This window comes from Rhodococcus sp. SGAir0479 (assembly GCF_005484805.1).
In the GTDB taxonomy this organism is placed as follows: domain Bacteria; phylum Actinomycetota; class Actinomycetes; order Mycobacteriales; family Mycobacteriaceae; genus Prescottella.
In genome coordinates, this window is sequence record NZ_CP039432.1 from 3,105,895 (window position 1) to 3,130,874 (window position 24,980).

Here is a 24,980-nt window from a genome sequence, read left to right on the forward strand (position 1 = left end):
GGCCCATGGACACCGTGACGAAGACCGCCGACGCGTTGTGGCAGGTCGTTCTCGTGGGACTGCTGTTCGGAGCGGGCCTGCCCGCCGTCTTCGCGCTGGGGCTGAAGTCCCTGGCAGCGGGCACGGGGTCCGGCGCCGACGGTTCACCGTCGACCGCGGGAAAGATCGGCGCCGTGGCGTGCTTCGCCGTTGTGCTGATCGCGATCGCCGCGGGGATACTGATGTTGATGTGGAAGTTCCTGACCACGACCTTCGGCATCGCCTCCTGAGCCCGGCGGCGGCCCGCCCCGTCGCCACGGCTCCTTCGTGAAAGTGATCGCACCGGTGAACACAAAGTTTTCGCTCCGCTCGGTTCTGGACTGGCTCCGGGCGGGCTACCCCGAGGGGATTCCGGCGAAGGACCACTTCGCACTGCTCGCCGTGCTCGGACGTCGACTGACGGACGAGGAGATCGGCGAGATCATCGAGCTGTCCATCGCGACCGCCCACGAGCACCCGGACCGCCACGTCGACTACGACTCGCTCAAGGAGATCATCGCGGGCGTCATCCGCGAGGAGCCCACGGAGGAGGACGTCGCACGCGTCACCGAGCGCCTCGTCGCGGGTGGTTGGCCGGTCGTCACGGACGACGCCGCCCCCGTCCTCCACGACCAGGAAAATCCGGACGCCCGGGGCTGACGGGCCGAGTTCAGGAGCCACCTTGAGCCTGCCTCCTTTTCTCTCCTCGATCATCGACTGGCTGCGTGCGGGATACCCGAACGGCGTGCCCGAGCAGGACTACGTTCCGCTGTTCGCCCTCCTGACCCGGCGCCTGTCCGAGGACGAGGTCGACCTCGTCACCGCGGCTCTCGTCGAGCACGGCGACCTCCCGATCTCCAAGACCGACATCCAGGTGCTGATCACCAAGATCACCAACGAGATGCCGCTCGAGTCCGACGTGGAGCGGGTGCGGTCACATCTGTCCGCGGGCGGCTGGCCGCCGGCCGGCCCGCCGCCGCCCTGACCCCCGGGCCGCCGGCTCCGGCCGCGTGAAAGCATCGAGCGGTGCGTCCGCTCCTGCAAGCCCTGCCCGTCCCCCACGGCTCGTCGGTGACCTCGATCCTGCCGGTACTCGAACGCGTACTCGACGGCGGCGAGCCGCCGCTGCTGCCCGTGCCGGCCGGCGATGCGAAGGAGACGGATCGGCTCACGTCGGCGCTGCGGCCCGGCCGGCCCGTCGACGACGTCGGTGAGGACGTCGCGCTCGTGATGGCGACCTCCGGCACCACCGGCGTCCCCAAGGGCGCACTGCTCACCGCGCGCGCACTGCGGGCCAGCGGGACCGCGACCCACCACCGGCTCGGCGGGCCGGGATCGTGGTTGCTGGCGCTGCCCGCCCACCACATCGCCGGGATGCAGGTGTTGCTGCGCAGCGTGCTCGCCGGCCGGGCCCCGGTCGTCGTGGACGTCGCGGACGGCTTCGACCCGGGCGAGCTGCCCGCCGCGGTCGCCGCGATGCCCGGGCCGCGCCGGTACACCTCGCTCGTGCCCACGCAACTGGTCAAGGCCCTCGACCATCCCGCCGGCACCGCGGCGCTGGCGTCCCTCGATGCGGTACTGCTCGGGGGCGCCGCGACGCCGCCGCCCCTGCTGCGGCGCGCACTGGACGCAGGCATCTCGATCGTCCGCACCTACGGAATGAGCGAGACGTGCGGCGGGTGCGTCTACGACGGCGTCCCGCTGGACGGCACCACCGTCCGGCTCGACGACGACTCCCGGGTGGTGATCGGCGGCGCGACGGTTGCCTCCGGGTACCGGGGCCTACCGGAGCATCCCGCGTTCGCCGAGCCCGGCTGGTTCCGGACCGACGATGCCGGCACCCTCACCGACGGTGTCCTCACCATCCTCGGCCGCCTGGACGAGGCCATCTCCACCGGCGGGCTCACCGTCGTCCCCCAGGTGGTCGAGGCGGTCCTGGGCTCCCACCCGGCGGTGCGCGAGTGCGCCGTCCTGGGGGTGCCCGACGACCGGCTGGGCCAACGCGTGGTGGCGGTGGTAGTTCCGCGGCCCGGCCCCGCACCCACGGCCGCGGAGCTGCGGGAGCACGTGTCCGCCGCACTCGACGCGACGGCGTCGCCCCGTGAGGTGCGGCTGCTCGACGGGCTGCCGGTACGCGGGCCGGGAAAGGTCGACCGCTCCGCGCTCCGCGCGTGGTGGACGGAGGCCCCGCCCACCGCCGATCCGCGAAATTAGTTGAACTACCAATTGAATCGCCGACCACGAACATTCGAGACCGAATCGTTATAAAGAGCCGAGTTCTCCCAGTATGTCGGGGTTTGCGCAGATCAATTCCGTTACCGACCGGTAGGGATGTCGGTCCCGCGACGCCGGTTTCCGACGACCCCGGAGCCGTCCCGTTCCGGGGCCTTGCGGGAAGCCCACGGACGAATGATGCTTCCCACGTGATCTTGAATGTCGAGTACACGGCACCCGATCACCGCGCAGCACACGTGCCGCCGATGACGGGGTGGCCACTCGCCGCCCACGATCCCGCGCGGCGACCCGGACGTAGGTCGGGGATGTCCGGGCCGCCGCGCGCTCCCCTTCCGTCGGCCGCGCGGGCGGTGCTCCACCCGGCTCGACGGATCACTCCTCCCCCTACCGCTCGAAAGGGTCACGCCACCATGCGTTCACGTGCCACGTCCGTTCTCACTCGCGTCGCCGCGGGGGCCGCCGTCGCCTCGGCCGCCGTCCTGGCCGCTCCCGCCCTGGCCACCGCCACTCCGGCCGTCACTGCGCCGCAGCTGTCCACCGAGGTCACCGGCAACGTCGTGAGCGTCACGCTCACCAACCCGAACACCGACTCGCTCACGTTCTGCACCGCTGCCGCCGTCGACTCCGCGAAGGTGCCCCAGCTGCTCGACGACCCCACCAAGTTCCTCGAGCCGGGCTTCGTGTCCTGGACCAGCGGCGCCGACGTCGCCGCCGCGGGCGCCACCAAGAACTACACGACTCCGGAGTTGCGGGACGGCGTCTACGCCTTCATCGGCGGCTGTGCCTCCGCCGGCGATCCCACGCGTCCGGCGCTGGGCGACCCCGAGCTCGTCACCGTCGGCAACCCGTTCGGGAGCCTCGGCGATCTGGGCGGTCTCACCGGCAGCCTCGGCGATCTCGACCTCGGCGGCCTCCTGGGCGGTCTGCTGAAGTAGCCCCCGTTTCGACCCGACCCGGGGCCGTGGCGCGAACGCCACGGCCCCGGGTTGTTTCGTGAGCCGGGTCGTGTCGTGAGCCGTGTCGCGGGTCCCGGCGCCGCGCAAGTGCCGCGCAAGCGTGCTGCAAGCGGGTGCGGCCACGGTGGGCTCATGAACCTCGACACCTCACCCCCGGCGATCGAAGCCGTCGGGCTCGTCAAGACCTTCGGTCAGCAGCGGGCCGTCGACGGCGTGAGCCTCACCGTGCCCACCGGCTCGGTCTACGCCGTCCTCGGCCCCAACGGCGCCGGCAAGACCACGACCGTGCGCATGCTCGCGACCCTCCTACGTCCCGACGGCGGCCAGGCCCGCATCTTCGGCCGCGACGTCGTCCGTGAATCGACGGCCGTCCGGTCCCTCGTCGGCGTCACCGGGCAGTACGCGTCGGTCGACGAGGACCTCACCGCGACCGAGAACCTCGTGATCTTCTCGCGGCTGCTGGGCCTGAGTCGCAGCGACGCCAGGCGCAAGGCCACCGAACTCCTCGAGGAGTTCGGGCTCACCGAGGCGGCGTCGAAGCCCCTCAAGAACTTCTCCGGTGGCATGCGCCGACGCCTCGACCTGGCGGCCAGCCTCATCGCCCATCCCCCGCTGCTGTTCCTCGACGAGCCCACCACCGGGCTCGATCCGCGGACCCGCGCCCAGATGTGGGACACCATCCGGCGGCTCGTCGCCGAGGGCTCGACGGTGCTGCTCACCACGCAGTATCTCGACGAGGCCGACCAGTTGGCCGACCGGATCGCGGTGATCGACCGCGGCAAGGTCATCGCCGACGGCACCGCCGACGAACTCAAGGCGTCGGTCGGGGTCTCGGCGCTGCAGCTCACGCTCGCCGACCGCGGCCGGACCGACGAGGCGCGGACCGTCCTGTCGACCGCGTTGGGACTCGACGCCGCGGTCACCCCCGAGTCGGGCCGGATCACCGCCCCGCTCGCCGATCCGTCGATCACCGCCGACCTGCTGCTGCGCCTGCGCGAGCACGGCATCGAGGTCGACGAGATCACCGTCTCCAAGCCGAGTCTCGACGAGGTCTTCCTCACGATCACCGGCCGCGACACCACCGAATCCGAAGGGAGCGCCGCATGACCACCACCCTCACCTCCCCCGCGCGGCAGACCACCGCCACCGTCGAGGCCACCGAGCGCATCGGTCTACGGGACGCGATCGCACACAGCTTCACCATGGCCTACCGGGGCATCCTCAAGATCAAGCACAACCCCGAGCAGCTGTTCGACGTGGTGATCCAGCCGGTCATCTTCACGTTCATGTTCACCTACATCTTCGGCGGCGCGATCTCGGGTGACGTGAAGTCGTACCTGCCGATCATCATCCCGGGGATCCTGGTCCAGACCGTCATCACGACGTCGATCGTGACGGGCACGCAGCTGCGCGAGGACATGGACAAGGGCGTATTCGACCGCTTCAAGTCCCTGCCGATCGCCCGGATCGCACCGCTGTCGGGTGCACTGCTCGCCGACGTCGTGCGCTACCTCATCGCCACCACCATCACGGTGGTCGTCGGCGTCGCGATGGGGTACCGCCCCGGCGGCGGGTTCGTCGGCGTGGTGGGCGCTGCGCTGCTCGTCATGGTGTGTGCGTTCGCGATCAGCTGGATCTTCGCCCTCATGGGTGTGCTGATGAGCAAAGCGTCTGCGGTGCAGGGTGTCTCGATGATGATCCTGTTCCCGCTGACTTTCATGTCGAATGCGTTCGTACCGGCGGACACGATGCCGGGCTGGATGCAGGCGTTCGTGAACGTCAATCCGGTCTCCCACCTGGTGACGGCGGTGCGTGAGCTGGCCAACGACGGCCACTTCGGCATCCACGGGGTGTGGGCCCTGCTCGGTGCCGCGGTGATCGTCGCGATCATGGCGCCGCTGACGGTGCGCACCTACATGCGCAAGGCCTGACGCCTCACTCCTGCGGCATCGGCAGCAGCTCGAGGATCTCGTGACGCGCGGCGGCGCGCGGTGTCCCTCGCACGGACGTCAGCGCCGCCGCGACGGCGTCGGCACCGAGGACCGTACGCGCCGCCTCGAGGTGTCGGTCGAGCCGCATCGACGGATAGTCCTGCCGCGCATGCACTCTCGTGGCCAGCGCGAGGAGGCGCAACGCGCGTGCGGCGCCGCCCCGCCCGGTGGCGATACAGAAACTACCCACCGCGCACGCCACCGCCCCGGTCTGCGGCAGGTCGGGGTACCCGCCGGGACCCAACCGCTCCCTCGACACCTTCGCCAGCCGGTGGGCCAGGTCGGCGACCGCCTCCGGGCGCTGCGCGAGTACGTGCGCATCCACGACCGCGGCCGCCACCATGACCTCGAGCGGATCGGCCGGAAGCTCCGACGCGAGGTCGCCGGTGTGCAGCGCGGCTCTCCGGTACTCGGCCAGCCCACGATCGACCGCACCCACCGCCAGGTCCACCTCGGCGGTGCTCGCGGCCAGCGTCACCTGGTTGTGCGTGTTCTCGCCGTTCGCGCCGGCGCCGGCCGTGCTCGCGTGCATCGGCACCAGTGCCGCCAGTTCCGCTCGGGCGTCGGCGATCCGGCCCGCCCCGATCAGCGCCACCACCATGAACCCCCGCACCTGCAGGCTCTCGTCGTACAGGTGCAGTTCCCACAGCCCCGCCGCCGACCTCCGGTAGAACTCGGCAGCCTCCTCGTAGCGAGTGGACTGCGCACACAGGCTGCCCAGATGCTGGCACACCATCGCCAGCCCCCAGCTGTCGTTCGTCTGCTCGGCCAGGGCCAGCGCCTGCAGCGAATCGGCCTCCGACCCGAACAGGTCACCGTTGTTCTCCCGCAGGTTGGCACGGGCCATCAATGCGGAGCCGCGAGCCCCCGGATCGGCCGAGCGCACCGCCGAGGCGAGGAGCCGGGCCAACCCGCGTCCGGATCCGGGCACCAGCATCAGGGCCCCGTTGACCCGCGACGACTCGCTGAGATCCGTGCGCGCGGCGAGTAGCCGCCGCAGCCGCGTCCGCGCGATCGCGACCGAGCGCCGGTCGCCGCCCATCGCCGCGTGCGAGGCGGCCAGCACGTACGCCGACGCGAGCAGGTCTCCGGGCACCTCGCTCGGGCCCGGTCCGGTTGCGTCGAGCGCGATCACCCGCGGCGCCCAGTTGAACACCTCCGAGTGCGCGCCCCGCAGCGCCCACATGCCGCCGAGCACCGGGAAGACCGTGTAGACGGTGCGGACGCGCTCGTCGGAAACCGCGTACCGGAGCACGGCCAGCAGATTGTCGTGCTCGGCCTCGGCGCGGTGCGCCGCCGCGATCTGCCGACCGGATGTGAAGTCGCGGAACACCTCCCGCGCGAGGCCCTCGGCCCACGCCACGGTGCGGGTGCGCACCTCGGTGGCCTCGTCGACCTGGGACTGCTCCTCGCCGAACTCACGGACGGTCTCGAGCATGTGGTAGCGCAGTCCGGTGTCGGCGCCGTCGGCGGGCTCCACCACCGACAGCATCGACTGGTTCACCAGCCCCTCGAGCGCGTCGGCGACATCGACGACGTCGCCCCACTGCGCCACCGCGACAGCGGCGTCGGCGGTGAAGCCGCCGGGGAACCGGCACAGTCGGCGCAGCGTCGCCCGCTCGACGTCGGCGAGCAGGTTCCAGCTCCAGTCGATCACCGCGCGCAGCGTGCGATGCCGCTCGGGCGACGTGCGATCCCCCGATCGCAGCAGCGCGAAGCGATCCACGAGCCGGGCGTTGATCTCCTCGACACTCAGCGTGCGGACGCGGGCCGCCGCGAGTTCGATCGCGAGCGGCAGACCGTCGAGCGTCCGGCACAACCGCTCCACCTCACCGCGGTCGAGCCGCACCGACGGGCGCACCGCCAGCGCCCGGGTGCGGAACAGCTCCACCGCGGGCGAGCCGTCCTCCTCGATGGCCAACGGCGGCAACGGATAGACCGCCTCGGCCGTGATCGCCATCGGCGCGCGGCTGGTGGCCAGCACCGACAGGTGCGGACTGGCCGCGATGAGGTCGGCCACCACGTCGGCGACGTCGTCGATCAGGTGCTCGCAGTTGTCGAGGATGAGCAGGGACGGCCGCGCCGCCAGCGCGTCGCGCAACCGCTGCCGGGCGTCGTGGATCCGGGTGCGGGTGAGCCCGCCCGGGGCCAGGTCGGCCTCACTCAACCCCAGCGTGCCGCTGATCGCGGCGATGACGTCCTCCCCGCTGCGCAGCGGCGCCAACTCGACGAGCGCGACGGGCATCCGCGCCGACACCTCCCCGCCGAGGGCGTGCGCCACACGGGTCTTCCCGGTGCCGCCGGGCCCGAGGACCGTCACGACCCGGGAGGACTCCAGCAGCAGTTCGAGCGCCGCCAGGTCCGTCTTCCGTCCCAGCAGCGGGTTGGGCGCCGCCCGCAGCCCGATCACGATGGGCGGCACCCGGTTCGCCGACTCCGGTGTCCCGGCACCGTCCTTCGCCGGCGCGGGAGCCGGCTCGCCGCGCAGGATCGTGGCGTTGAGGTCGATCAGCCGCGCGGACGGATCGACGCCCAGCCGGTCGGCCAGCCGGCCCCGCAGATCGGCGAACACCGCGAGCGCCTCGGCGGACCGCCCCGCGCCGCGCAGGGATTCCATGAGCAGCGCGTGGACGTCCTCGTCGAGCGGTCGGGCGCCGGCGGCGGCGCGCGCGATCGGCAGCGCGTCCGCGTACTGCTCGGCGGCCACCAGCGCCGCGAGTTCGACGGCGTCCAGTGCGCTGCGGTGGCCGGCCGCCTCGGTCCTCAGGTCGTCGGCGAGCGGGCCGTCGGGCAGGTCCGCGCCGGGATCGCCGCGCCACAGCGCCCGGGCCTGCCGGACCGCGGCCAGCGCGCCCTGCTGATCGCCGTCCGCGTGGCACTGGCCGGCGTGGCGGGCCAACCGGCGCGCCCGCGCCAGATCCACCTGCTGCGGATCGAGCGTCAGCCGGTACCCGGCGGGGCCGGCCTCGATGGCGCCGTCGGGCAGCGCCGAGCGCAATCGCGAGATCTGGGTGTGCAGCGCGTTCGCGGGCGATTTCGGCGGGGCGTCCCCCCAGACGTCCTCGACCAGCGCCGCCGCGCTGCGGCTGTGGCCCGGCCGGCGCGCGAGTGCCACCAGGAGGCTGCGCGCCCGCGGACCGGGCAGCGGCACCAAGGCGCCGTCGCGGCGCGTGGAGACCGCACCCAGCAGCGCCACCACGACAGGCGGCTCCGCGGGCGCCGGCGTCTGGGATGGCCTCGTCACGGTGTGCACCGGCGCCAAGCCTATGGGAGCACCCGACCGTGCGGCCACCCGATTCGACAGGGGTGAAAGGATCGGCGCATGGCTTCTGTCTCCCAGTGGATCGAGGGCGCCCGCCCGCGCACGCTCCCGAACGCGATCGCTCCCGTGTTCGCCGGTACCGGAGCGGCCGCGTCGCTCGACGGGGCGGTGTGGTGGAAGGCGCTGCTGGCCCTGGTCGTCTCGCTCGCGCTGATCGTCGGCGTGAACTTCGCCAACGACTACTCGGACGGCATCCGCGGCACCGACGACGACCGGGTGGGGCCGCTGCGCCTGGTGGGTTCCGGTCTGGCGACGCCGGCGTCGGTCAAGGCGGCCGCGATGAGCTGTTTCGCGGTGGCCGCGGTGGCCGGTGTCGTGCTGGCCCTCGTCTCGGCGTGGTGGCTGATCCTCGTCGGGGCCGTCTGCATTCTGGGGGCCTGGTACTACACCGGCGGCAGGAAGCCGTACGGCTACAGCGGTTTCGGTGAGATCGCGGTGTTCGTGTTCTTCGGTCTGGTGGCGGTGCTCGGCACCGAGTTCGTGCAGGCCGGCCGGGTGGACTGGGCGGGTCTGCTCGCCGCGATCGCGGTGGGCTCGTATTCGAGCGCCGTCCTGGTCGCCAACAACCTGCGCGACATCCCCACCGACACCGAGTCCGGAAAGATCACGCTCGCAGTCAAACTCGGCGACGCCCGCACCCGCGCGCTGCACCTGGCGCTGCTGATCGTGCCGTTCGTCGCGACGCTGGCCCTGGTGGTGCGCACGCCGTGGGCGCTGTTCGGACTGCTCGCACTACCGCTGGCGGTCAAGGCCAATGCCCCGGTGCGCGCCGGCGGCCGGGGCCCCGCGCTGATCCCCGCCCTCGCGGTCACGGGGCAGTCGATGCTGGTGTGGGCCGCGGCCACCGGGCTGGCACTGGGCCTGGGCTGACGGACGGCCGGGCGGACGAAAAATGCTGTCGCTCAGGCGCGGTGCTCCAACACGTTGACGACCTTGCCGTCCGGGTCGCGGACGAAGAACCGCCGCACGCCCCACTCCTCGTCCTGCAGCGGGTGGACGATGGTGGCGCCGCGCGCGAGCATCGCCGCGTAGACCGCGTCGACGTCGTCCACCTCGACGCTGAGGTCGGGGTGGGCCGGCGCGGTGGCGTCCGGCCCCATGAACGTCACCTGCGCGGTGGGGTTGGAGGGCGACGCCATGGTCATCACCCACCCGAGGTTCATCACCTCCTCGAACCCGAGCGTCCCGTAGAAGTCACGGCTCGCGGCGGTCGACTCCGCCCGGATGTTCGAGACGACTCGGCGGACACCCATGTCAGCGCTTGTCCGGGACGAGGGCACTGAGTACGAAGTTCACCACCGAGATGATGAGCGCGCCCCACACCGCGGTCCAGAAGCCGTCGATGCTGAGCCCCCACTCGGTCTGCGAACTGAGCCATGCCGTGAGCAGCAGCATCAGCGCGTTGATCACGAGCGTGAACAGCCCGAGTGTCAGGATCAGCAGCGGCAGCGACAGCAGCTTCACGATCGGCTTCACGAACGCGTTGACGACGGTGAAGACCAGGGCGATACCGAGCAGGATCAGCAGGTCCGTGCCGGTGCCCTGACCCGAGTCGGCTATCTCGATCCCGCTCAGCCACTGTCCGGCGAGCCAGATGGCGACCGCGTTGATCACCAGGCGAATCACGAATGTCATGGCTTCATGCTGACACGGTCACCACCGCGCGTGGGGACGCCGCCCCGCGGTCAGGCCCGGCGGACGACCGCCGAGTTCAGCCGGACGCGCTCGCGCAGGAAGTGCTCGACCAGCTCGATCTCCCCGTCCGAACAGTCGAGCAGCACCTTGACCTCGACGTCACGCTTGGTGAGGTCCGCGGTGAGCGCGACCCCGACGACACCGGCGCCGTCCACCGACCCGCGGAACACGTCCACCCCCTCGCCGTCGCCGCCGGCGGTCTCCTCGAGATAGCCGTAGTCCAGCGGATAGACGATGTCGGGGAAGCGCGGATGCGCACTCCCCTGCGGGCGATCGATCCGCAACGGCGCCTTGCGGACCAACTCGTCGAGGGCCGTGAAGAACGCCGCGAGGTTCGTCATGCCTCGACACTGCCACAGCGACCGGGTGCGGGCGCCGGAAAGCGGATCACACTCACCGCGCCGCGACGGCGTGGTCGACCGCGCCCTGCAGCTCGGCGGTGACCAGCCGCGTGACGTCCATCGGCGTCCCGGGCAGCTCCAGCACCGGGGCGGCCACGTGGACGTCCGCCGAACGGTCCGGCCCGTAGCTGATGCCGATCGCCAGCAGGGCGGGGGCGGTGCCGAGCTTGCGGGCCTTCACCGCGATGTGGCCGACGCCGGTGTTGATGCGCTGGACGCGGGTGGGATCGCCCTCGTTGCACGTGCCCTCGGGAAAGATGGCGAGCACGTCGCCGCGGTGCAGTCGCTGCGCGGAGACGTCCATCATCCGTCGACCCGCGTCGGCGACCGCGCGCAGGCCGTGGTTCTTGCTGCGGAACACCGGGATCGACCCCATCATGTCGATCTTGCGGCGCAGGCCGGGATCGACGAACAGCTCGTCCTTCGCCAGGACGCGGGTGCGTCCGACGGCCCGGCGCAGCGGCGTGCGCCAGGCCGTGGCCGCGAGCGTGTACTGGTCCCGATCGGAGAGGTGGTTGGCGACCACGATCAGCCGGGTGTCGGAGGAGAGCAACTCCCGCAAGCGGTCCCGCGCGCCGTCGGCGTACCGGACCCGTGGGCGGAACCGCGCACTCAGCGCCGCGTAGGCGGCGCGGGCCAGCAGCCGGTTCTGCTGGTGGTCGAGATAGAAGCGGTAGACGTCGTCGTAGTTCTCCAGCGTCACGTCGGGTCGGGTCATTGGCGCGCCTCTCGTTCGGATGCCCCCACCGACCCTCGACGGTACACAACCTACGCGACCGTAGGTTCGGTACCCGTCACGGGTTGCGCGGCCGGTTCGTCCAGCCGCCCTCGGGCTTGGGGAACCACCCGCCCGCCGCGAAGGTGCCCCCGTCGACGTGCACGGTGGTGCCGGTCGTGTAGCGGCCGAGGTCGGACGCGAGGAACAGCGCGGCACCGGCGACGTCCTCCGGCCGACCGGGACCGCCGAGCGGCGCCCACGTCGGCCACTTGGCCCACTCCTCCTCCGTCAGCCACTCGGTGTAGGGCACCTGGACCGACTCGACGAGGTCCGGGGCGATGGCGTTGACGCGGACACCGATCCGGCCGACCTCCACGGCCAGGCTGCGGCTGAACTGCGTCACCGCCCCCTTGTAGGCGGCGTAGACCGAGTGACCGGGGATCGCGCGGTGCGCCTCGACCGTCGTGAGGTTGAGGATCGAGCCACCCCGGCCCCGCTCCGCCATGCCGGGCAGCACCGCGCGGGTAAGTCGCAGCACGTGATCGAGGTTGATCGCGCCGATCTCGGACCAGAACTCGGGATCGGTCTCGGCGAACGGACGCGGCGGCCGCAGGAAGTGGCCCACGTTGTTGACCAGCACGTCGGGCGCGAACTCCCCGATCCGCGCCGGCACCTCCGACGCGCGGACGTCGTACGCGAGGACCTCGATCGAGCCGCCCGCCGCCGGGTCGAACTCGAGTGCGCGGGCCGCGTCCGCATCCACGTCGGCCACGAGCACCTGCGCGCCGTGCGCCGCGAACGCGCGCGCGATGGCCGCGCCGATCCCGTGGGCGCCACCGGTGACGATCGCCCGCCGGCCCGGGAGCAGGGCACCGGGACGAAACACCGGACCGACCGGCTGCGCTGTATCTGACGACACGATTCCTCCTCGTGATTCGGGACAGCGCCATGATCGGACCCACTGCCGTACGCGCACACCGCATTTCCCGGCCACCGAGAAGTCGGCCCCACCGAGTCGCACCGTGCGGGTCGCCCGCAGCGCCGGGCGCCGTTCTGGATAGCCTCGACTCGACACACCCACGATCGAACGGAAGAAGCCACCATGCTCAACAGGACCGCCACCTCCGCCCTCGCCGCCGCCGGGCTCGTGGGTGGCTACGCCGTCGCGCGGCAGACCGGGAACCGCCAGCTCGGCGGCGCAGTGCTGGCCGCGGTCGGCGGTGTCTGCACCTACAGCTGGGCCCAGAGCTCGGGCGCGGGCCGCGCGGCCGCACTGCTGGGCACCTATGTCGCGGCGTTCGGCGGCTCGCACCCGCTGGCGAAGAAGATCGGCGCGTGGCAGTCGGTCGGCGTCGTCGCCGCCGGCACCGCGGTCGCGTCGCAGGTCCTCTCCAAGAGCTGACCGGTGATCCGTCTGGCCGAGCCCGCCGACCTGCCCCGTCTCCAGGAGATCGAGGTGGCGGCGGGCTCGATCTTCCGCAGCGTCGGCATGGACGAGATCGCGGACGATCCCGCACCCGAGATCGCGTGGTTCGAGCAGTACCGGGCCGACGGGCGGATGTGGGTGTGGGCCGCGCCCGGCGAGCCGGCGGCCGCGTTCTGTGCCGTCGAGATCGTCGACGGCAACGCCCACGTGGAACAGGTGTCGGTGCACCCCGACCACGGACGCCGCGGACTCGGAGCACAGCTCGTCGACCACGTGGCCGAGTGGGCGCGCGACCGGGGTCTCCCGGAAATCACGCTCACCACGTTCGCCGACGTGCCGTGGAACGGCCCGTACTACTCGCGGCTGGGTTTCGTGACCGTCGCCGACGCGGATCTGGGACCCGGACTGCTCGCCGTCCGGGCACACGAGGCCGGACGCGGACTGGACCGGTGGCCCCGGATCGTCATGACCCGGCACGTGCCGATCGATCCCCCCGGACAGGGCGGGCCGCGGAGTTAGACCGTCCAGCGCCCGGTTCGGACGAACTCGTCGAGCACCGCGGTCGGTCCGGCCAGGTCGATACCCTCCGACGCGACCCACGCGTCGTCGTAGTACGTGCCGGAGTAGCGCTCCCCGCCGTCGCACAGCAGCGTCACGATGCTGCCGCTGCGGCCCTGCGCACGCATCTCGGCCACCAGGCCGAACGCGCCCCACAGGTTGGTACCGGTCGATCCGCCCACCTTGCGGCCGAGCGCGGCGCTCGCGTGGCGCATGGCCGCGATCGACCCGGCGTCGGGCACCTTCACCATGCGGTCGACGACCTGGCCGATGAACGACGGCTCCACCCGCGGCCGCCCGATGCCCTCGATCCGCGAGCCCCGCTCCGACATCGAGGTGACCGCGCCGTCGTCACAGCTCCAGGCGTCGAAGAACACGGAGTGCTCGGGGTCGACCACACACAGTCCGGTGTCGAACTTGCGGTAGCGCAGGAACCGGCCGATGGTCGCGCCGGTGCCGCCGGTGCCCGCGCCGACGACGATCCACTCCGGGACCGGGTGGTCCTCCTGCTGGAGCTGCGTGAAGATCGACTCCGCGATGTTGTTGTTGCCGCGCCAGTCCGTGGCCCGCTCGGCGTGGGTGAACTGGTCCATGTAGTGGCCACCGGTCTCGGCCGCCAGCCGCTGCGATTCGGCGTAGATGCTCGCGGGGTCCGTGACGAAGTGGCAGCGGCCGCCGTGCGCCTCGATCAGCGCGATCTTGGCCGGGCTCGTGCTCGCGGGCATGACCGCGACGAACTCGAGCCCCAGCAGCTTCGCGAAGTAGGCCTCGCTCACGGCCGTGGATCCGGACGAGGCCTCGATCACCGGGGTGTTCTCGGTGACCCAGCCGTTGCAGATCGAGTAGAGGAACAGCGAGCGCGCGAGTCGATGCTTGAGGCTGCCGGTGATGTGGGTGGACTCGTCCTTGAGATACAGCTGGACGTTCCACTCCGGCGGCAGCGGATACCGCAGCAGGTGGGTGTCCGCGCTGCGCTGGGCATCGGCCTCGATGAGGCGGACCGCATTGTCGACCCAGGCCCGCGAGGCGCGGCGGTCGAGAACTGCCGTCACCGCCGGTCCTCACCCCGGAGCTTCGCATGCAGGTCGGCCTTGTCGGCCCGACGCTGCGCGTCCACCGCCGCGATGTCGATGTTCACCCTCTTGCGCAGCTTCGCGAACAGGACCAGCGACAGCGGCAGCGCAATGAGGACCGCGAACAGCGCGGCCACGATCAACGGCACGTCGACGCCGAACGCCTTGCCACCGAAGAGGATCACGAGCGCCAGCACGACCACCAGTCCCAGCCGCGCCACCGAGTAGAGCACGACGTCACGGACGAGGACCCCCGTCGTGACGGTTCCGGCGGACGGGGCACCGTCGCCTCGGGCCTGATCAGGACGGTTCTGCGCTGCATCACTCACACGACCAGGGTACCCACCCCCGGTCGGAGTCCCTCGCCGGTTGCCGAAACGGAAGGTCCGGTAACGGGTTCGATGTCCGTTCGGGGCCCTCGGCATTCGGGCAGACACGGCCTACCCTAGGGGCACACCACACGACCCGTACCGGGTTTGTCGATCTCTGTGGAGACCTCACAGTACGAAGGTCCAACTCGTCCGATTTGTCTATTACCTCCGCTTTACCATCTTTAGATCGTTCGAGTACCCAGGGGGTTGAGTGCCACTATGTCGAAGCCGGTCGACAAACGAACCGGTCCCGAATCTCCCCGGCCCTCCACCCTGGCGGGCCCCGAACCTTGGAGGATCGATGAGCGCACCCACCTACAACGGCGCCAAGGAAGCCTTGCTGACTCCGGGCCAGGTCGCCGCACTGTTCCATGTCGACCCCAAGACCGTCACGCGTTGGGCGCACGCCGGCCGGCTCGGATCTCTGCGCACCCCCGGCGGCCACCGGAGGTTCCGCGAGGCCGAGGTGATGGCGTTGCTCTCGTCGCTCACCACGGAGGCACACCACTCCTGAGACGGCTTCGTCGACGGGTAGGTGTCGGCACCGCCCGGACGCGGTTACCCTCGTTGGTGGAGGTGCACCGTGATCTACCTGTTGGCCCTCATCGGCCTGGTAACGCTCGCAGTCCTGTTCTGGAAGGCGTTCGGCCCCGCCGCGACCACCGCCGCCAAGGGCGGTAACGGCGGCCGGTCGTCCCGCGTCGTCGGGCCCGATGACGACCCCGAGTTCCTGTGGCGGGTCGATCGCGAGAACCGACGGCGGCCCGGGAGCGACACCCCGACCGACCCGGAAAGCTGAGCAGTCGGCGAACACGACGAGACGAAGCGGTCCCCGTGCCTACGCACGGGGACCGCTTCTCGTCTGTCCGGCCCCGTTCCACCGCGAGCCGCGCGCGGTCAGGTCAGGCCGGCGTAGGAGTGCAGGCCGGAGACCACCATGTTGATGATGAAGAGGTTGAACAGCATCGCCACGAACCCGGCGACGTTGATCCACGCGGCCTTGGTGTCGCGCCAGCCCGACGTCGCGCGGGCGTGCAGGTAGGCGGCGTAGACGACCCAGGCGATGAAGGAGACCGTCTCCTTGGGGTCCCAGCCCCAGAAGCGGCCCCAGGCCGCCTCGGCCCAGATCGCGCCCAGGATGATGCCGGCGCCGAACAGCGGGAAGGCCACGATCGTGGTCTTGTAGGCCAGCCGGTCGAGGGTCTGGGCGTCGGGCAGCCGCTGCGCCAGCTTGCCGAACGGGCCCGTGCTCTCCTCGCCCTTCGGGAAGCGGATCCGGTACAGGAACAGCAGGCTCGCGACACCGGCGACCATGAAGATGCCGCTGCCGATGCTGATGATCGTGACGTGGATCGGCAGCCAGAACGACTTGAGCGCCGGAACGACGGGCGCCGCGTCGGCGTAGAGCACCGTGGCGGCCAGGAACATCAGGATCAGGACCGGAACCAGCAGGAAGACGAACAGGTCCGTGTTCTTGCGCAGCGCCACGATGCCCGCGACGACCGCGGCGGCACACGCCATGGTCACGAACTCGTACATGTTGCCGAGCGGGAACCGTTCGGTGGCCAACCCGCGCAGCACCATCGACGCGACGTGCAGCACGACGCCGACGATCAGCAGGGCGTAGCCCATGCCGCCGAACTTCTCGGACCACGTCTTGCGCGGCTGTTCGACGACGCGGCCCGGGGCCTGGTCGGTCGCGGGGACCGAGCCCCCGCCGGCGGCGACGAGCTCGCGCTCCTGCACCACCCGCGCCCGCATCGACGCGTACCGCGCGATCAGCAGGACCGTGGCCAGGACGTAGATCGCAAACGCCGACTCGAACGACCAGTCGCTGTAGCGAGCGAGTGTCTCGTTGATCGTCATGAATTCATCTCCTGCGCATCGCGCGCTCGTGTTGTCCGTTATGCGGTGCGGTCACCCAGCAGGCGGGTGCGCAGTCGGTCGAACTCGTCGCCCCAGCCGGCCTGATCGGTGCGGGCCAGGCCGCCCAGCTCTACTACGGTACGTCGTTCACCCTCGGCCAATGTAGCCGACACGGTGTCGGGATCCTTCGCGGGGTAGATCCGCACCCACACGCGTCGCCGTTTGATCACCAGCGACACCAGCAGCCCGGCCATCATCACGATCGCCGACACCAGCACCCACTGCTGCGCGGGGTCGTGCGAGACCTGCAGGTTGACGAAGTCGACGGCACCGTCGAAGCGGACCTGGGTGCCGTCGGCGAGCGTTTTGCTCTCGCCGGGGAACAGGTTGACGCGCTCCTGCTTGACCAGGCGGCCCTGATTGACCAGTTCCTTGTTCAGCGAGAACAGGCTCTGCGGCAGGCCGGTGTCCAGGCCGGTGTCGCCCTTGTAGATGTCGATCGCGACGGCCGGATCGTTCATCGCCGGGTAGCCGGACGACAGCAGATTCCCGTGGAACACCGCGGTCGGGGCGAACAGGCCCTCGATCGCGATCTGGTTCTGCCGGCGCTCCGCCTCGTCGGGGTACATGCCGCCGGGCGGATCGAACCGCATGGCGCCGCTGGAGAGGAACGTGGTCGCGTCGTCCGGACGCCACTGCAGCGTCTCGGTGCGGGTCTCACCGTTGGGGAACGTCACCGTGAACGTCGGCGCGTAGCCGTGGCCCTGGAGGTAGACGCGGTCGCCGGCGACCCGCAGCGGGTGGTTGACCCGCAGTTCGGCCTCACGCCACGTGCCCGTCTCGAGGTCGGCTCCGGACTGGTACGCGACGTTGGACCGGAACATCTCGGCCTGCCCGTTGTCGAGGTAGTCCGCCGAGAAGTCCTTGACCCGGACGCACAGCGGCGTCATGCCGGTGCCGTCGCGCTCGTTGCCGGCGCGGAAGGAGTCGAAGACGGCCGGCGAGGTGGTGCACAGTCCCGCCCCGTCGTTCGCGACCACGATGGCGTTGCCCTCGTAGCTGAACAGCTTGCCGACCGCGATCGCGACCAGCAGCGCCACCAGCGCCAGGTGGAAGACCAGGTTGCCGGCCTCGCGCAGGAACCCCTTCTCGGCCGAGAGCGTGATCTCGCCCGGCCGGGTGGCCCGGTCGCCGCCCACCCGCTGTTCGACGCGCCAGCCGCGCAACTGCTTGCGCACGCGCTCGGCGACGGCCGCGGGATCGTCGTCGACGGTCTCGACGTGGTGGTGCGGGAGCCGGCCGAGGTTGCGCGGCGCCGCGACGGGCTTGGCCCGCAACGCCTTCGCGTACTCGACGCAGCGCGGGATGATGCAGCCGACCAGCGACACGAACAGCAGCACGTAGATCGCGGTGAACCAGAAGCTGCCGAACACGTCGAACAGCTCCAGCCGGTCCATGATGGGGCCGAGGGTGGGGCGATTGGCGATGTAGTCGTCGACCTTGCCCTCGTTGAGGCTGCGCTGCGGCAGCAGGGCTCCGGGGATGGCGGCCAGCGCGAGCAGGAACAGCAGCACCAGCGCGGTCCGCATCGACGTCAGGCCGCGCCACGTGTTGCGCACGAGGGCGACCGCGCGCCCCACCGGTGACTGCCGGGGCGGGCGGTTCTCCGGCTCCTGCGCGGAATTGCCGGGACTGCCCGGGTCCACTGTGTCTCGAACCGTCATATCGGCAGGGTCACCTCCGAGATAAATGCGTCACGGACCCAGCCGACGAACTGGTCCCACGCGCCGGTGACCAGCGCGATGCCGACAGCCACCAACATGATTCCACCGATGATCTGAATGGTTCGCGTGTTGCGGCGCAGCCACCCGACGCCGCGCAGCGCCCGCGCCGAGCCGAGCGCGACGATCACGAACGGCAATCCCAGCCCGAGGCAGTAGGCGACGATCAGCGCCACGCCGCGGGCCGCCGTCGCGCCCTCGGTACCCGAGGCCACCGAGATGACCCCGGCCAGTGTCGGGCCCAGGCACGGCGTCCACCCGAGCGCGAACACCCCGCCGAGCAGCGGCGCACCCGCCAGCCCCGAGATGCGGCGCGGCTCCATCCGCGTGTCCTTCTGGAGCGCGGGGACGAGACCGATGAACACCAGGCCCATCGCGATCGTGACGACGCCGCCGACTCGTTGCAGGACGTCCCGGTTGAGCGCGAGCGCCTCGATCGCCCCGAACACCGACACCGTGGCCAGCACGAACACGACCGTGAACCCGGCCACGAACAGGCCGGCGGCACCGGCGACCCGCAACCGGCCGTCCCGGAGCGTCTTGGTGCGGGTGGCCGCCTCGGCCGCGGTCACCGCCGGAGCGTCGGCGCCCACGACACCGGCGAGGTAGGACAGGTAGCCCGGCACCAGCGGGACGACGCACGGCGAGGCGAACGACACCAGCCCGGCGAGCACGCACGCGCCCAGCGCGAGCAGCAACGGCCCCCCGGCCGCGACCGACTGGAAGCTGTCGCCGACACTCGCCAGGACGACGGTGTCGGCCGTCATCCCTGGTCCTGCGGTTCCTGCGCCACCCGCTCGACCACCGGCTGCAGATCCTCGACCAGCAGTTCCTTGAGGAAGACGGCCGCCACCCGGTGCTGACGGTCGAGCACGATGGTCGTCGGGATCACGCTGGTCGGATAGTTCTTGCCCAGCGTCAGCAGCGTGCGCATCTCGGGGTCGTAGATCGAGGGGTACCCGACCTTGTTGTTGACCACGAAGTCCTGCGCCTTGTCCTTCGTGTGGTCGCGGACGTTGATGCCGAGGAACTGGACACCGAGGTCCTTGGTGTTCTCGTAGACCTTCTCGAGGTCGTCGGCCTCACCGCGGCACGGCCCGCACCACTGCCCCCACACGTTGAGCACGACGACCTGATCGTCGTAGTCGGCGAGCGCGGTGGTCTTGCCGTCGGTCATGAGGTCCTCGCCGGACACGTTGCCGACGGTGCCGCGCTCGGCCGGCGGGTCGTAGAACAGCTCGGTCTTGCCGCCCGGCGACACGAACACGAAGGTGCCGCCCTGCGCGACGGCGTCGTCGCCGGACGCGCAGCCGGCCACGGTGGCGGTGACGGCGAGCGCACACGCCGCCGCCGCCAACCGCAGGGAGGGGAACTTCATGCGCCGGTCACCCTCGGATCCGACGATCCGGCCGGCTCGGAGTAGATGATGTCGACGAGGGTGTCGCCCTCGTAGACCAGCGAGGTCAGGGACGCCAGGCCGCACTGACGGTGTCGGGGGTCGTGCCACAGCCGCTCGCCCTGGAGGAACCGGCGCAGCGTCCACACCGGCAGCTGGTGGCTCACGCACACCGCCTCGTGTCCGACGGCGGCGACGCGCGCGGTGTTGATCGCGGCCAGCATCCGGTGCGCGATCTGCAGGTACGGCTCACCCCACGACGGGGTGAAGGGGTCGCGCAGCTTCCACCAGTGCCGGGGGCGCCGCAGGGCGCCGTCCCCCACCGACACCTTCAGGCCCTCGAAGTCGTTGCCGGCCTCGATGAGGTTGGCGTCGGTGACGATCTCCAGGCCGTGCTTCTCGGCGATGGGCGCGGCCGTCTCCTGGGCCCGCTGCAGCGGCGACGCGACGACGTGCGTGATGTCGTGGTCGGCCAGCGCGGACGCGACGGCCCGGGCCTGCGACTCACCGTTCTCCGACAGCCGGAAGTTCGGCAGGCGGCCGTAGAGGATGCCGCTGGGGTTGTGCACCTCGCCGTGCCGGAGCACGTGCACGATGGTCCGGGTAGTGGAGTTGTCGGAGGTGTCGGCAGCGCTCGCGTTGTCGGCGTCGGTCACGGTGGTCGTCCCTGCGTTTCGGTGGTCGTCGGTGGATCCGGTCAGTGCCGGGCGGCAGCGGCCGCCCGGGCCGCGTGCGGCGCGGCGTCGGCGATCTTCGAGAAGGCGTCGTCGTCGAGGGCCGACGAGACGAACCATGCCTCGAACGCGCTCGGCGGGGCGTAGATGCCGCGGGCGAGCAGGGCATGGAAGAAGTCCGGGAACCGCCAGGTGTCGGCCGCCTTGGCCTCGGCGTAGTTGGTCACGGGGTGCTCGGTGAAGAACACGCTGACGAGGGTGCCGGCGTACTGCACGCGGTGCGGGACACCCTCGGCGGTGAGCGCGTCGCCCAGCAGCGTGCCCAGGGTCTGCGCGTTGCGTTCGAGGGCGGCGTACACCGCGTCGTCCGCGGCCCGCAGGTTCGCCAGGCCGGCGGCGACGGCGACGGGGTTACCCGACAGCGTGCCGGCCTGGTACACCGGGCCGGTCGGCGCGAGCCTGCTCATGACGTCGGCGCGGCCGCCGAACGCGGCGGCGGGCAGCCCGCCGCTCATGACCTTGCCGAACGTGTAGAGGTCGCCGGCGACGCCGTCGCGGCCGTACCAGCCGGAGCGGCTGACGCGGAAACCCGTCATGACCTCGTCCATGATCAGCAACGCCCCGTGCTCCGAGGTGACCGCGCGCAGGCCCTCGTTGAAGCCGGGCAGCGGCGCGACCGCGCCCATGTTGCCGGCCGCGGCCTCGGTGATGACGCACGCGATCTCGCCGGGGTTGGCCGCGAACGCCGCGCGCACCGCCTCGAGGTCGTTGTAGGGCACGACGATGGTGTCCTCGGCCTGGGCGCCGGTGACGCCGGGCGAGGTCGGCAACCCGAAGGTGGCCAGGCCCGAGCCGGCGTCGGCGAGCAACGCATCCACGTGCCCGTGGTAACAACCGGAGAACTTGACGATCTTGGAGCGGCCGGTGAACCCGCGGGCCAGCCGCACCGCACTCATGGTCGCCTCGGTGCCGGAGTTGACCAGGCGCACCTGCTCGACCGGGGCCACCCGGGACACGATCTCCTCGGCGAGCGCGATCTCCCCTTCGGTGGGGGCGCCGAACGACAACCCCGTGGTGGCGGCCTTCTGCACGGCCTCGACGACCGCCGGATGCGCGTGGCCGAGGATCATCGGACCCCACGAGCACACCAGGTCCACGTAGTCGTTGCCGTCGACGTCGGTGAGCGTGTAGCCGGACGCCTTCTCGATGAACCGCGGCGCGCCGCCGACCGATCCGAACGCGCGAACGGGGGAGTTCACGCCGCCGGGGATGACCTCGGACGCCCTGTCGAAGAGCTGGGCGGATCGGGCGTCACGAAGATCGGGTCCCTGGCCGGGCCCGGTGGAGGCAGCAGTCACGGCTTCCAGTGTCCCAGTTCTGTCGAATTTGCCAACGACAGGGTGTAGGAGGTGGCCGGAATCACAACCCGGCGTCGGACCTGTTCGCGCTGGTCGAGTCGCTGCCGTTCCCCAGCAGGACCGGCCGGACCGCATTACCTTACGGATCATGGCGACCACGGCGGACCAGACCACGGCGGACCATCTGCGCTCGACCCTCGACGGCCGGTGGGCGGAGGTGCGCGAGAAGGCCCGGATCGAACTGTCCAAGGACGAGTACCGGCCGCACTTCACCCCGGAGCTCGAACCGGCCCGGGCGAAGACGCTCGAGCAGCTGCGGGCGCTCACGACCGCCGGTTTCGTGGACCGCGGCTTCGGCGTCGACATCGGCAGCAGCGCGGACCCCGGCGCCGCCGTGACCGCCATCGAGATGCTGGCGATGTCGGACCTGTCGCTCATGGTGAAGGCCGGCGTCCAGTGGGGCCTGTTCGGCGGCGCCATCGAGAACCTCGGCAACGAGGACCACCTGGCCAAGTACCTGCGCCCGATGATCGACCTGGATCTGCTGGGCTGCTTCGCGATGACCGAGACCGGGCACGGCAGCGACGTGCAGAGCCTCGAGACCACCGCCACCTACGACCCGGCGACCGACGAGTTCGTCATCCACTCCCCCACCCCGTCGGCGCGCAAGGACTACATCGGCGGCGCGGCCGAGCACGCGCGGATGGCCGCGGTGTTCGCGCAGTTGATCGTCGGCGACGACTCGCACGGCGTCCACTGCCTGCTGGTCCCGATCCGGGACGCCGACGGCAACGACCTGCCGGGCGTGACCACGTCGGACTGCGGGCACAAGGGCGGGCTGCCCGGCGTCGACAACGGCCGCATCGTCTTCGACCACGTGCGGGTACCGCGCACCAATCTGCTGGACCGGTACGGGTCGGTGGACGCGGACGGCGTGTACTCGTCGCCGATCGAGAACAAGAACCGCCGCTTCTTCACGATGCTGGGCACGCTGGTCCGCGGACGCGTCACCGTCGGCGGTTCCGCAGCCGCGGCGGCCCGCGTGGCGCTCACCATCGCCACCCGGTATGCGTTGCAGCGCAAGCAGTTCAGCGCCCCGAGCGGGGACGACGCGACCCCGGATCCCGAGGTGCCGATCATGGACTACCTGGTGCACCAGCAGCGCCTGCTGCCGCACATCGCCCGCGCCTACGCGCTGGGCTTCGCGCAGAACGAGTTGGTCGCGAAGATGCACGACATCCAGGTGGGCGTCGAGGGGGACCCCGGCGAGCAGCGTGAGCTCGAGTCCCGCGCCGCGGGTCTGAAGGCCGCCAACACGTGGCACGCGACCCGCGCGATCCAGGAGTGCCGGGAGGCGTGCGGCGGCGCCGGCTACCTCGCCGAGAACCGGCTGACCGCCCTCAAGGCCGACACCGACGTGTTCACCACGTTCGAGGGCGACAACACGGTCCTCACCCAGCTGGTCGCGAAGGAACTGCTCACCAAGTACGCCGACGAGGTGCAGGGGATGAGCCCGGTCGAATGGATGGCGTTCGCCGCCAGCGCATTCGGGGACGCGGTCCGCAAGCGCACCGCGGCGCAGCAGATCATCCAGACGATCGTCGACAGCCGCCAGGACAACGAGGAGGACGGCAGCCTCTTCAACCGCGGCACCCAGGTGACGATGTTCGAGGACCGCGAGGAGTACCTGCTCGCGACGGCGGCCCGCCGCCTGCAGGCCGCCCGCAAGCGGGAAGGCGACCCGTTCGAGGCGTTCAGCTTCGTGCAGGACCACGTGCTGCACGCGGCCCGCGCGCACATCGACCGGGTGGTGCTCGAGGCGTTCATCGCCGGCATCGACGAAGGCCAGGACGAGGCCGCCCGCGATCTGCTGAACGAGGTGTGCGACCTGTTCGCCCTCACCGTGATCGAGGAGGACAAGGCCTGGTTCATGGAGCACCGGCTGCTTTCCGTCGAGCGTGCCAAGGCGGTGCGTCGCGGCATCAACGAGCGTTGCCGCACGCTACGCCCGCACGCGGCCACGCTCGTCGACGGCCTGGGCGTGCCGGACGCCCTCGCCGGCGCGGCGATGCTGGACGCGCCGCGCTGACGCCGGTCAGCGATACGGCCGGGTGATCAGCTCGAGGTAGTGGCCAGGGGGCGACCGGCTCGCCTGTCCGTGCACGGCGCGCGGCCTGACCGGTCATCGTGCCGGGGAGCCTGGCAGCCGGTCGGCCGCTCCCGGACGGCTCTCGCGGTCAGACGAAGGCCAGCACCCGGCACGGCCCGCCCGACCCGCCGCGATGCTTGGGCGCACCCACCACGACGGTCGCGCCGACGGCCGGCAGCGCCCCGAGGTTGGCCAGCGACTCCACGCCGTACTTGCCGGCCCCGAGCGCCGCGACGTGCGCGCCGTACGTGCGGCTGCTCGCGGTGTCGAGGCTGAGCGTGTCCACCCCGATCGCGACGATGTCGCGCTCCTCGACCAGGAACGTGACGGCCGCCGGATCGAAGCCCGGCGAGTGCGGGGTGCCGCGAGGGTCCCTGCCCACGTAGGTCGGGGACCCGACGTGGGCGTCCCATCCCGAGTTCATCGCCACCAGTGCGCGGGCGGGCAACCGGCCGTGCCGCTCCTCCCAGGCCTCGAGGTCGGCGACGGTGAGCACCGCGTCGACGTCGGCGCGGGCCTTGTCGCGGATGTCCACCACCGCGATGGGGGCGACGAAGTCCTCGACGGGCAGTTCCTCGACGGTGCTGCCGCCGGCGATCTTGTGGGCGGGCGCGTCGATGTGGGTGCCGGTGTGCTCCCAGTACGCGAGTCGGTTGACGAGGAACTCGCCGCGGGGCGGGCCGGACGAGCCGGCGAGCGACCCGAGCGGGCCGCAACCGTCGTCGACCACGGCGACGGGGTCCATCGCGAAAGGCGCGTTGCCCGGCCACACGGGGAACTCGGGAGTGAGGGTGTGGGTGAGGTCGACGATCGACCGCGCCTCGATCGGCAGCGACGGACGCGGCGCGGCCGCGTGCGCGGCGCGCGGGGCGAGGGCCGCACCGGCAAGGGCCAGGCCGGCGGCTCCGAGGAGTCCGCGCCTGCTCACCGCCGGCGCGGACTCACCGATCGTGCGGTGAACACGCGCCAGCACATCGGGTGAACACATGCGG

The 24,980-nt window shown here is 71.2% G+C and carries 28 protein-coding genes; 13 read left to right on the forward strand and 15 right to left on the reverse strand.

What is annotated here, in order from left to right:
* Positions 1–5: 5 nt before the first annotated feature.
* The 7 genes from E7742_RS14435 (at position 6) to E7742_RS14465 (ending at position 5,140) form a co-directional block, all read left to right on the forward strand.
* Positions 6–269 carry a hypothetical protein gene (locus tag E7742_RS14435; RefSeq protein ID WP_137799563.1) on the forward strand — a complete coding sequence of 88 codons (264 nt, stop codon included), beginning with the start codon at positions 6–8 and terminating at the stop codon, positions 267–269.
* Positions 270–312: 43 nt separating this feature from the next.
* Entirely contained in the window at positions 313–678 is a 366-nt protein-coding gene (locus E7742_RS14440) for a DUF3349 domain-containing protein (RefSeq protein WP_137801222.1), read from the forward strand.
* Positions 679–700: 22 nt separating this feature from the next.
* A complete protein-coding gene (locus E7742_RS14445) occupies positions 701–1,003 on the forward strand; it encodes a DUF3349 domain-containing protein (protein ID WP_137799564.1) in 303 nt (100 codons plus the stop codon).
* Positions 1,004–1,044: 41 nt separating this feature from the next.
* Entirely contained in the window at positions 1,045–2,232 is a 1,188-nt protein-coding gene (menE, locus tag E7742_RS14450) for an o-succinylbenzoate--CoA ligase (protein ID WP_137799565.1), read from the forward strand.
* A gap of 431 nt (positions 2,233–2,663) precedes the next feature.
* Positions 2,664–3,188, forward strand: coding sequence for a hypothetical protein (locus E7742_RS14455; RefSeq protein WP_137799566.1), 525 nt, complete (start codon positions 2,664–2,666; stop codon positions 3,186–3,188).
* Between the two features lie 153 nt (positions 3,189–3,341).
* A complete protein-coding gene (locus E7742_RS14460) occupies positions 3,342–4,316 on the forward strand; it encodes an ATP-binding cassette domain-containing protein (protein ID WP_137799567.1) in 975 nt (324 codons plus the stop codon).
* Positions 4,313–5,140 (forward strand): ABC transporter permease, encoded by an 828-nt coding sequence (locus E7742_RS14465; protein WP_137799568.1) that lies wholly within the window; start codon positions 4,313–4,315, stop codon positions 5,138–5,140. The genes E7742_RS14460 and E7742_RS14465 overlap by 4 nt, the downstream gene beginning before the upstream one ends.
* 4 nt (positions 5,141–5,144) lie before the next feature.
* Here E7742_RS14465 and E7742_RS14470 read toward each other — a convergent pair whose 3' ends face one another.
* Positions 5,145–8,444 carry a BTAD domain-containing putative transcriptional regulator gene (locus E7742_RS14470; RefSeq protein WP_137799569.1) on the reverse strand — a complete coding sequence of 1,100 codons (3,300 nt, stop codon included), beginning with the start codon at positions 8,442–8,444 and terminating at the stop codon, positions 5,145–5,147.
* A 78-nt stretch (positions 8,445–8,522) separates the two neighbouring features.
* On the opposite strand from E7742_RS14470, the gene E7742_RS14475 reads away from it, so the two are divergent.
* Complete coding sequence (locus tag E7742_RS14475) at positions 8,523–9,392, forward strand: 1,4-dihydroxy-2-naphthoate polyprenyltransferase (protein WP_137799570.1); 870 nt, start codon at positions 8,523–8,525, stop codon at positions 9,390–9,392.
* Positions 9,393–9,424: 32 nt separating this feature from the next.
* Here the strand turns inward: E7742_RS14475 and E7742_RS14480 are convergent, their stop codons facing one another.
* From E7742_RS14480 to E7742_RS14500, 5 genes are all read right to left on the reverse strand, one after another.
* Positions 9,425–9,775: a VOC family protein gene (locus E7742_RS14480; RefSeq protein WP_137799571.1), complete on the reverse strand. Its 351-nt coding sequence runs from the start codon at positions 9,773–9,775 to the stop codon at positions 9,425–9,427.
* Position 9,776: 1 nt separating this feature from the next.
* Positions 9,777–10,157, reverse strand: a complete 381-nt coding sequence (locus tag E7742_RS14485) for a phage holin family protein (RefSeq protein WP_137799572.1) — start codon at positions 10,155–10,157, stop codon at positions 9,777–9,779.
* Between the two features lie 50 nt (positions 10,158–10,207).
* Positions 10,208–10,558: an inorganic pyrophosphatase gene (locus E7742_RS14490; protein WP_137799573.1), complete on the reverse strand. Its 351-nt coding sequence runs from the start codon at positions 10,556–10,558 to the stop codon at positions 10,208–10,210.
* A 52-nt stretch (positions 10,559–10,610) separates the two neighbouring features.
* Entirely contained in the window at positions 10,611–11,336 is a 726-nt protein-coding gene (locus tag E7742_RS14495) for a lysophospholipid acyltransferase family protein (protein ID WP_137799574.1), read from the reverse strand.
* Positions 11,337–11,412: 76 nt separating this feature from the next.
* Positions 11,413–12,258 (reverse strand): SDR family NAD(P)-dependent oxidoreductase, encoded by an 846-nt coding sequence (locus E7742_RS14500; protein ID WP_137801223.1) that lies wholly within the window; start codon positions 12,256–12,258, stop codon positions 11,413–11,415.
* A 180-nt stretch (positions 12,259–12,438) separates the two neighbouring features.
* Here E7742_RS14500 and E7742_RS14505 point away from each other — a divergent pair, with 180 nt between their 5' ends.
* Positions 12,439–12,738, forward strand: coding sequence for a hypothetical protein (locus tag E7742_RS14505; protein ID WP_137799575.1), 300 nt, complete (start codon positions 12,439–12,441; stop codon positions 12,736–12,738).
* 3 nt (positions 12,739–12,741) lie between these two features.
* Positions 12,742–13,281 carry a GNAT family N-acetyltransferase gene (locus E7742_RS14510; protein ID WP_137799576.1) on the forward strand — a complete coding sequence of 180 codons (540 nt, stop codon included), beginning with the start codon at positions 12,742–12,744 and terminating at the stop codon, positions 13,279–13,281.
* On the opposite strand, the gene E7742_RS14515 is transcribed toward E7742_RS14510, so the two are convergent.
* A complete protein-coding gene (locus tag E7742_RS14515; protein WP_137799577.1) occupies positions 13,278–14,372 on the reverse strand; it encodes a PLP-dependent cysteine synthase family protein in 1,095 nt (364 codons plus the stop codon). The genes E7742_RS14510 and E7742_RS14515 overlap by 4 nt on opposite strands.
* Positions 14,369–14,722, reverse strand: a complete 354-nt coding sequence (locus E7742_RS14520) for a DUF4229 domain-containing protein (RefSeq protein WP_137799578.1) — start codon at positions 14,720–14,722, stop codon at positions 14,369–14,371. The genes E7742_RS14515 and E7742_RS14520 overlap by 4 nt, the downstream gene beginning before the upstream one ends.
* A 343-nt stretch (positions 14,723–15,065) precedes the next feature.
* On the opposite strand from E7742_RS14520, the gene E7742_RS14525 reads away from it, so the two are divergent.
* A complete protein-coding gene (locus tag E7742_RS14525; RefSeq protein WP_005518137.1) occupies positions 15,066–15,278 on the forward strand; it encodes a BldC family transcriptional regulator in 213 nt (70 codons plus the stop codon).
* A 69-nt stretch (positions 15,279–15,347) separates the two neighbouring features.
* Entirely contained in the window at positions 15,348–15,563 is a 216-nt protein-coding gene (locus E7742_RS14530) for a hypothetical protein (protein WP_137799579.1), read from the forward strand.
* Positions 15,564–15,661: 98 nt separating this feature from the next.
* On the opposite strand, the gene ccsB is transcribed toward E7742_RS14530, so the two are convergent.
* The 6 genes from ccsB to hemL are packed head-to-tail and all read right to left on the reverse strand — an operon-like array spanning position 15,662 to position 21,839.
* Complete coding sequence (gene ccsB / locus E7742_RS14535) at positions 15,662–16,630, reverse strand: c-type cytochrome biogenesis protein CcsB (RefSeq protein WP_137799580.1); 969 nt, start codon at positions 16,628–16,630, stop codon at positions 15,662–15,664.
* 38 nt (positions 16,631–16,668) lie between these two features.
* Entirely contained in the window at positions 16,669–18,354 is a 1,686-nt protein-coding gene (resB, locus tag E7742_RS14540; RefSeq protein ID WP_254699013.1) for a cytochrome c biogenesis protein ResB, read from the reverse strand.
* Positions 18,351–19,178: a cytochrome c biogenesis CcdA family protein gene (locus tag E7742_RS14545; protein ID WP_137799581.1), complete on the reverse strand. Its 828-nt coding sequence runs from the start codon at positions 19,176–19,178 to the stop codon at positions 18,351–18,353. Before E7742_RS14545 ends, resB begins: the two co-directional genes overlap by 4 nt.
* A complete protein-coding gene (locus tag E7742_RS14550; protein ID WP_137799582.1) occupies positions 19,175–19,789 on the reverse strand; it encodes a TlpA disulfide reductase family protein in 615 nt (204 codons plus the stop codon). Before E7742_RS14550 ends, E7742_RS14545 begins: the two co-directional genes overlap by 4 nt.
* Positions 19,786–20,463 (reverse strand): histidine phosphatase family protein, encoded by a 678-nt coding sequence (locus E7742_RS14555; RefSeq protein WP_137799583.1) that lies wholly within the window; start codon positions 20,461–20,463, stop codon positions 19,786–19,788. Before E7742_RS14555 ends, E7742_RS14550 begins: the two co-directional genes overlap by 4 nt.
* Before the next feature lie 41 nt (positions 20,464–20,504).
* Positions 20,505–21,839 carry a glutamate-1-semialdehyde 2,1-aminomutase gene (gene hemL / locus E7742_RS14560; protein WP_137799584.1) on the reverse strand — a complete coding sequence of 445 codons (1,335 nt, stop codon included), beginning with the start codon at positions 21,837–21,839 and terminating at the stop codon, positions 20,505–20,507.
* A gap of 148 nt (positions 21,840–21,987) precedes the next feature.
* Between hemL and E7742_RS14565 the strand changes: the two genes are divergently transcribed.
* Positions 21,988–23,928 carry an acyl-CoA dehydrogenase family protein gene (locus E7742_RS14565; protein WP_137799585.1) on the forward strand — a complete coding sequence of 647 codons (1,941 nt, stop codon included), beginning with the start codon at positions 21,988–21,990 and terminating at the stop codon, positions 23,926–23,928.
* Positions 23,929–24,076: 148 nt separating this feature from the next.
* Here the strand turns inward: E7742_RS14565 and E7742_RS14570 are convergent, their stop codons facing one another.
* On the reverse strand, positions 24,077–24,976 hold the full coding sequence (locus E7742_RS14570) for a cyclase family protein (RefSeq protein ID WP_137799586.1): 900 nt from the start codon (positions 24,974–24,976) through the stop codon (positions 24,077–24,079).
* Positions 24,977–24,980: the final 4 nt, after the last annotated feature.

What these genes read in the sequence shown, in the direction of transcription:
- E7742_RS14525 (WP_005518137.1), top strand. Translation starts at nt 15,066, where the DNA reads ATGAGCGCACCCACCTACAACGGCGCCAAGGAAGCCTTGCTGACTCCG.
- E7742_RS14505 (WP_137799575.1), top strand. Translation starts at nt 12,439, where the DNA reads ATGCTCAACAGGACCGCCACCTCCGCCCTCGCCGCCGCCGGGCTCGTG.
- resB (WP_254699013.1), bottom strand. Translation starts at nt 18,354, where the DNA reads ATGACGGTTCGAGACACAGTGGACCCGGGCAGTCCCGGCAATTCCGCG.
- E7742_RS14495 (WP_137799574.1), bottom strand. Translation starts at nt 11,336, where the DNA reads ATGACCCGACCCGACGTGACGCTGGAGAACTACGACGACGTCTACCGC.
- E7742_RS14480 (WP_137799571.1), bottom strand. Translation starts at nt 9,775, where the DNA reads ATGGGTGTCCGCCGAGTCGTCTCGAACATCCGGGCGGAGTCGACCGCC.
- E7742_RS14465 (WP_137799568.1), top strand. Translation starts at nt 4,313, where the DNA reads ATGACCACCACCCTCACCTCCCCCGCGCGGCAGACCACCGCCACCGTC.
- E7742_RS14485 (WP_137799572.1), bottom strand. Translation starts at nt 10,157, where the DNA reads ATGACATTCGTGATTCGCCTGGTGATCAACGCGGTCGCCATCTGGCTC.
- E7742_RS14550 (WP_137799582.1), bottom strand. Translation starts at nt 19,789, where the DNA reads ATGAAGTTCCCCTCCCTGCGGTTGGCGGCGGCGGCGTGTGCGCTCGCC.
- E7742_RS14565 (WP_137799585.1), top strand. Translation starts at nt 21,988, where the DNA reads ATGGCGACCACGGCGGACCAGACCACGGCGGACCATCTGCGCTCGACC.
- ccsB (WP_137799580.1), bottom strand. Translation starts at nt 16,630, where the DNA reads ATGACGATCAACGAGACACTCGCTCGCTACAGCGACTGGTCGTTCGAG.
- E7742_RS14455 (WP_137799566.1), top strand. Translation starts at nt 2,664, where the DNA reads ATGCGTTCACGTGCCACGTCCGTTCTCACTCGCGTCGCCGCGGGGGCC.
- E7742_RS14490 (WP_137799573.1), bottom strand. Translation starts at nt 10,558, where the DNA reads ATGACGAACCTCGCGGCGTTCTTCACGGCCCTCGACGAGTTGGTCCGC.
- E7742_RS14475 (WP_137799570.1), top strand. Translation starts at nt 8,523, where the DNA reads ATGGCTTCTGTCTCCCAGTGGATCGAGGGCGCCCGCCCGCGCACGCTC.
- E7742_RS14545 (WP_137799581.1), bottom strand. Translation starts at nt 19,178, where the DNA reads ATGACGGCCGACACCGTCGTCCTGGCGAGTGTCGGCGACAGCTTCCAG.
- E7742_RS14435 (WP_137799563.1), top strand. Translation starts at nt 6, where the DNA reads ATGGACACCGTGACGAAGACCGCCGACGCGTTGTGGCAGGTCGTTCTC.
- E7742_RS14570 (WP_137799586.1), bottom strand. Translation starts at nt 24,976, where the DNA reads ATGTGTTCACCCGATGTGCTGGCGCGTGTTCACCGCACGATCGGTGAG.
- E7742_RS14460 (WP_137799567.1), top strand. Translation starts at nt 3,342, where the DNA reads ATGAACCTCGACACCTCACCCCCGGCGATCGAAGCCGTCGGGCTCGTC.